The organism is Streptomyces sp. NPDC004667 (genome assembly GCF_040609475.1).
GTDB lineage: Bacteria > Actinomycetota > Actinomycetes > Streptomycetales > Streptomycetaceae > Streptomyces.
Map to the genome: position 1 here is coordinate 1 of NZ_JBEXKC010000208.1, position 3,744 is coordinate 3,744.

The 3,744-nt window shown below is 76.3% G+C and carries 5 protein-coding genes; 2 read left to right on the plus strand and 3 right to left on the minus strand.

The features are described from left to right. Positions 1 to 535 (plus strand): UbiA family prenyltransferase (locus tag ABZW32_RS39215; RefSeq protein WP_356225620.1); only part of this gene is annotated, 535 nt, incomplete at its 5' end. 6 nt (positions 536 to 541) lie between these two features. Here ABZW32_RS39215 and ABZW32_RS39220 read toward each other — a convergent pair. The 3 genes from ABZW32_RS39220 to ABZW32_RS39230 form a co-directional block, all read right to left on the minus strand. Then, complete coding sequence (locus ABZW32_RS39220; protein WP_356225622.1) at positions 542 to 1,570, minus strand: PHP domain-containing protein; 1,029 nt, start codon at positions 1,568 to 1,570, stop codon at positions 542 to 544. A 77-nt stretch (positions 1,571 to 1,647) separates the two neighbouring features. Further along, entirely contained in the window at positions 1,648 to 2,379 is a 732-nt protein-coding gene (locus ABZW32_RS39225) for a VOC family protein (protein ID WP_356225627.1), read from the minus strand. Positions 2,380 to 2,486: 107 nt separating this feature from the next. Beyond that, on the minus strand, positions 2,487 to 3,035 hold the full coding sequence (locus tag ABZW32_RS39230; protein ID WP_356225624.1) for an HPP family protein: 549 nt from the start codon (positions 3,033 to 3,035) through the stop codon (positions 2,487 to 2,489). A 266-nt stretch (positions 3,036 to 3,301) separates the two neighbouring features. On the opposite strand from ABZW32_RS39230, the gene ABZW32_RS39235 reads away from it, so the two are divergent. Next, entirely contained in the window at positions 3,302 to 3,571 is a 270-nt protein-coding gene (locus ABZW32_RS39235; protein ID WP_356225626.1) for a hypothetical protein, read from the plus strand. Positions 3,572 to 3,744 lie beyond the last annotated feature (173 nt).

The following is a 3,744-nucleotide window of genomic DNA, read 5'->3' on the forward strand; positions in this document are numbered from 1 at the left end:
GTGCGTGCCGCTGTCGCTGGCCGCGGGGCCGCTCGCGGGCACCGCGCACCTCGTGGGGGTCGGCGCCGCCTGGGCCTACAACCTGCGGCTCAAGGCCACGGCCGCGTCCTGGGCCCCGTACGCCCTCGCCTTCGGGCTGCTCCCGGCCTTCGTGACGCTCGCCCTGCCCGGGAGGCCCTGGCCACCGCTCTGGCTGACCGGCGCCGCCGCCCTGCTCGGCGCGGGCGCCCACTTCGCGAACGTCCTCCCGGACATCGCCGACGACCTCGCCACCGGGGTGCGCGGCCTGCCCCAGCGCCTCGGCGCCCGCCGGTCGGCCGCGGTCGCCGCCGGGCTGGTCCTCGCCTCCACGGCCTGCCTGCTCCTCGGCCCGCCGGGCCGCACCGGCCCGTACGCCGGGGGTCTGCTCGCGCTGACGTGCGTGCTGCTGTGCGCCGCGGCACGGGCGGGCGGCCGGATGCCGTTCCTGGCCACGATGGGCGTCGCCGGGGCCGACGTGCTGCTGCTCCTGGTCCTCGGTACGGGACTGGGCTGACCCGCGTCAGGCGCGGGTGCGGGTCCACTCCAGGAGCCGCTCCGCGGACCAGGTGTTGACCACCCGGCCGGAGGGCACCCCGCACTCCACGGCCCGCTCGCAGCCGACGATCTGCCAGTCGAGCTGGCCCGGCGCGTGCGCGTCGGTGTCGAGGGCGAAGAAGGTGTCCGCCGCCACGGCCAGGCGCAGCAGCCGCCGCGGCGGGTCCAGCCGCTCGGGCCTGCTGTTGATCTCCACGGCGGTACCGGATTCCGCGCACGCCGCGAACACCCGCGCGGCGTCGAACTCCGACTCCGGCCGCGTCCGGCCCGTGACGAGGCGTCCCGTGCAGTGTCCGAGCACGTCCATGAGGGGGTTGCGCACCGCCGCCAGGAGCCGGCGCGTCATGGCCGGGGACTCCATCCTCAGCTTCGAGTGCACCGATCCCACCACCAGGTCGAGCTCGTCCAGCAGCTCGGGCTCCTGGTCGAGGGAGCCGTCGGGCAGGATGTCGCACTCGATGCCGGTGAGCAGCCTGAACGGCGCCCACGCCGCGTTCAGCTCCGCCACGGTCCGCAGCTGTTCGCGCAGCCGTTCGGCGGTCAGGCCACGGGCGACCGTCAGGTGCGGCGAGTGGTCTGTCAGTGCCGCCCAGTCGTGTCCGAGGGCGGCGGCGGCCCTGCCCATGGCCTCGATCGGGCTCCCGCCGTCCGACCAGTCCGAGTGCACGTGGCAGTCCCCGCGCAGGGCCGCGCGCAGGGCCGCGGCGGCGGGGGTGGGCGGTGGTCCCGCGGGCAGCGCGGCGGCCTCGTCGTCCAGGGCCCGCAGGTACTCCGGGACGCCGCCGGCCAGCGCTTCCGTCACCACCCGGGCCGTCTTCGGTCCGATGCCCTTCACCGATTCGAGGGAGCCGGCCGCGGCCCGCTCGGCGGTCTCCCGCTCGCCCATGCGGGTCAGGGCGGCGGCCGCGGTGCGGAAGGCCCGCACCCGGTACGTGGGGGCCTGCGCGCGCTCCAGCAGGAAGGCGATCCGGTCCAGCGCCGCCACCGGGTCCATGGCGCACCTCCTCCCGGGCCAGTGTCGCAACGGGACCCCCTCCCCGCGACCGGCGACGGGCGGCTCCCGTGGCCGGCTCAGCCGCCGGAGGTGAGGGTGAACAGGGCCCCGTCGGGGTCGCGGAGCGCGATGGAGCGTTCCGTCCCGGTCGTGGTGACCACCGAGACGGTGCGTCCGCCGAGGTCGAGGGCCGCTTCCACGGCCGCGTCCAGTTCCGGCACGCGGAAGTGCACGTGCCAGCGGGGCCGGGTGTACGGGTTGTAGGCGCCGGGCTCCACCGGGCCGCTGTCCAGCCGGGCCACCGGATCGCCGTCGTGGCGCAGGACGACCTGCTCCTGCTCGTAGGAGACCTCGCAGCAACCGGGGCGGCCCGTGGCCCACTCCAGCACCTCGCCGTAGAAGAGGGCGGCGTCGAAGGCGTTGCGGGTGCGCAGCTCCAGCCAGGCCGGGGCCGGTCCCTTGCCCACGCGCCAGCCGGCGGCGACGGGCCCGGCCCAGATCCCGAAGACCGCACCGTCCAGGTCGGCGACCAGGGCGGCCCGGCCGCCCGAGGGGAAGGAGACCGGCCCGACCGCGACCGTCCCGCTGCGCTCGCGGATCCGGCTCGCGGCCACGTCGGCGTCGTCGACGGCGAAGTAGGGGGTCCAGGCCACCGGCACGGCCAGGTCGACGGCCAGGGCTCCGATGCCGGCGACCGGGACGCCGTCCAGCACGGCCACCGAGAACCCCTCGCCGAGCCGCGCGGGCCGGAAGGTCCAGCCGATGACCGCGCCGTAGAAACGCTGGGAGGCTTCCAGGTCGCGGGCCATCAGGCTCACCCAGCAGGGGGCGCCGAAGACGTCCTTCGCAGAAATTTCCACAGACAAGAAGTAGCGCCCGCCGCCCCCCGGGGCCGTGCAGGCGCGCCAGCGGGTCATCACCACCAGTAGGCGGGGTACCTCGGTGCCTTGCGGCGAACGCGGGAACCGGCGTAACCGGTGAGGACGAGGAGCACGGTGGATCCGAAGAGCAGGGGAACGAACCGGGCGGGCGCCGGGGTCTGCAGGACGGTCACCACGGAGGTGGCCACGGCCGGGGAGTGCGGGGTGCGGGCGAGGGTGAGCACGGCCAGGGTGAGCCCGGCCGCCAGGGCCGCCGCCCAGGCGCTGCTGCCCGCCGCCGCGAGGACGGCGTAACCCGAGGCGGCGCCGATCAGATGGCCGACGACCACGCCGCGCGGCTGGGCCAGCGGCAGGGTGGGGGCGCTGTGGATCAGGGCTGCGGTCGCGGCCAGCGGGGGGATGAGCACCGGCTCGTGGATCATCGCGCCGATCGCGACGAGGGCCAGCAGCACCGTCGTCGCCGCGCTGACGCTGTGGACGGCGGCGGCCGCACTCGGCCGGGCCGGGGCCCGGGGCGGAGCGGTCGGGCGGGGATCGGTGGCGGTCGTGACGGACGGGGTGGCGGTGGCGGTACCGGGGGTCATCGCAGGGTGGGTTCCGGGGCAGGAGGGCGGGGCGGCGGGGAACAGCGCGGGGAGCCGGGCCGCGGCCCGGTGATCGACCTCGGGCCGGGCCGCGCGTCCGTTCCGTGTACGGCCGACGCGATCCGGCCACGATTTTATCGTTCAGCCGTGCGACGCCGACGGCGGGGGTGGCCCCGGCAGCCCCGCGATGTGCGCAAGAGCCCCGGAGCCCCTGCCCCGATCGTGTATGACTGCGGGGGCACGCGCGGACGGAAGGAAGGACCGGCATGACGACGCACCCGGACCCCACCGGGGTTCTGGCCGACCTCGACGCGGTGATCGCGGGCGCCCCCGAAGGAGCCACCGGCGCACTGTGGCGGCTGACCGCGCCGGCACGGGGACTGGACGCCAACCTGATCCGCCTGCGCCCCGGCGCCGTCATCGCGGAGCACGCCGAGCCCGCCCTCGACGTCCTGCTCGTGGTCGTCGACGGCGCCGGGCTGATCGACACCGAGGGCGGCGCCCACCGGCTGCGCCCGCACTCGTCGTCCCCGTAGAGCCGTAACGCCTCGTCCACCGCCCACCGCGCGGCCTCCTAGCACACCGTCGACAACGCCTACGCCCGCGCGGTGCGCCCGGAAGGCAACCCCGCCGCGACAGTCCGTCACCCGCCGCTTGCTGCGGCCCCGCAGCCAGGACTCGATCATCAGGATCCGGCCGTCGAGCAGCC

What these genes read in the sequence shown, in the direction of transcription:
- ABZW32_RS39220 (WP_356225622.1), bottom strand. Translation starts at nt 1,570, where the DNA reads ATGGACCCGGTGGCGGCGCTGGACCGGATCGCCTTCCTGCTGGAGCGC.
- ABZW32_RS39225 (WP_356225627.1), bottom strand. Translation starts at nt 2,379, where the DNA reads ATGGCCCGCGACCTGGAAGCCTCCCAGCGTTTCTACGGCGCGGTCATC.
- ABZW32_RS39230 (WP_356225624.1), bottom strand. Translation starts at nt 3,035, where the DNA reads ATGACCCCCGGTACCGCCACCGCCACCCCGTCCGTCACGACCGCCACC.
- ABZW32_RS39235 (WP_356225626.1), top strand. Translation starts at nt 3,302, where the DNA reads ATGACGACGCACCCGGACCCCACCGGGGTTCTGGCCGACCTCGACGCG.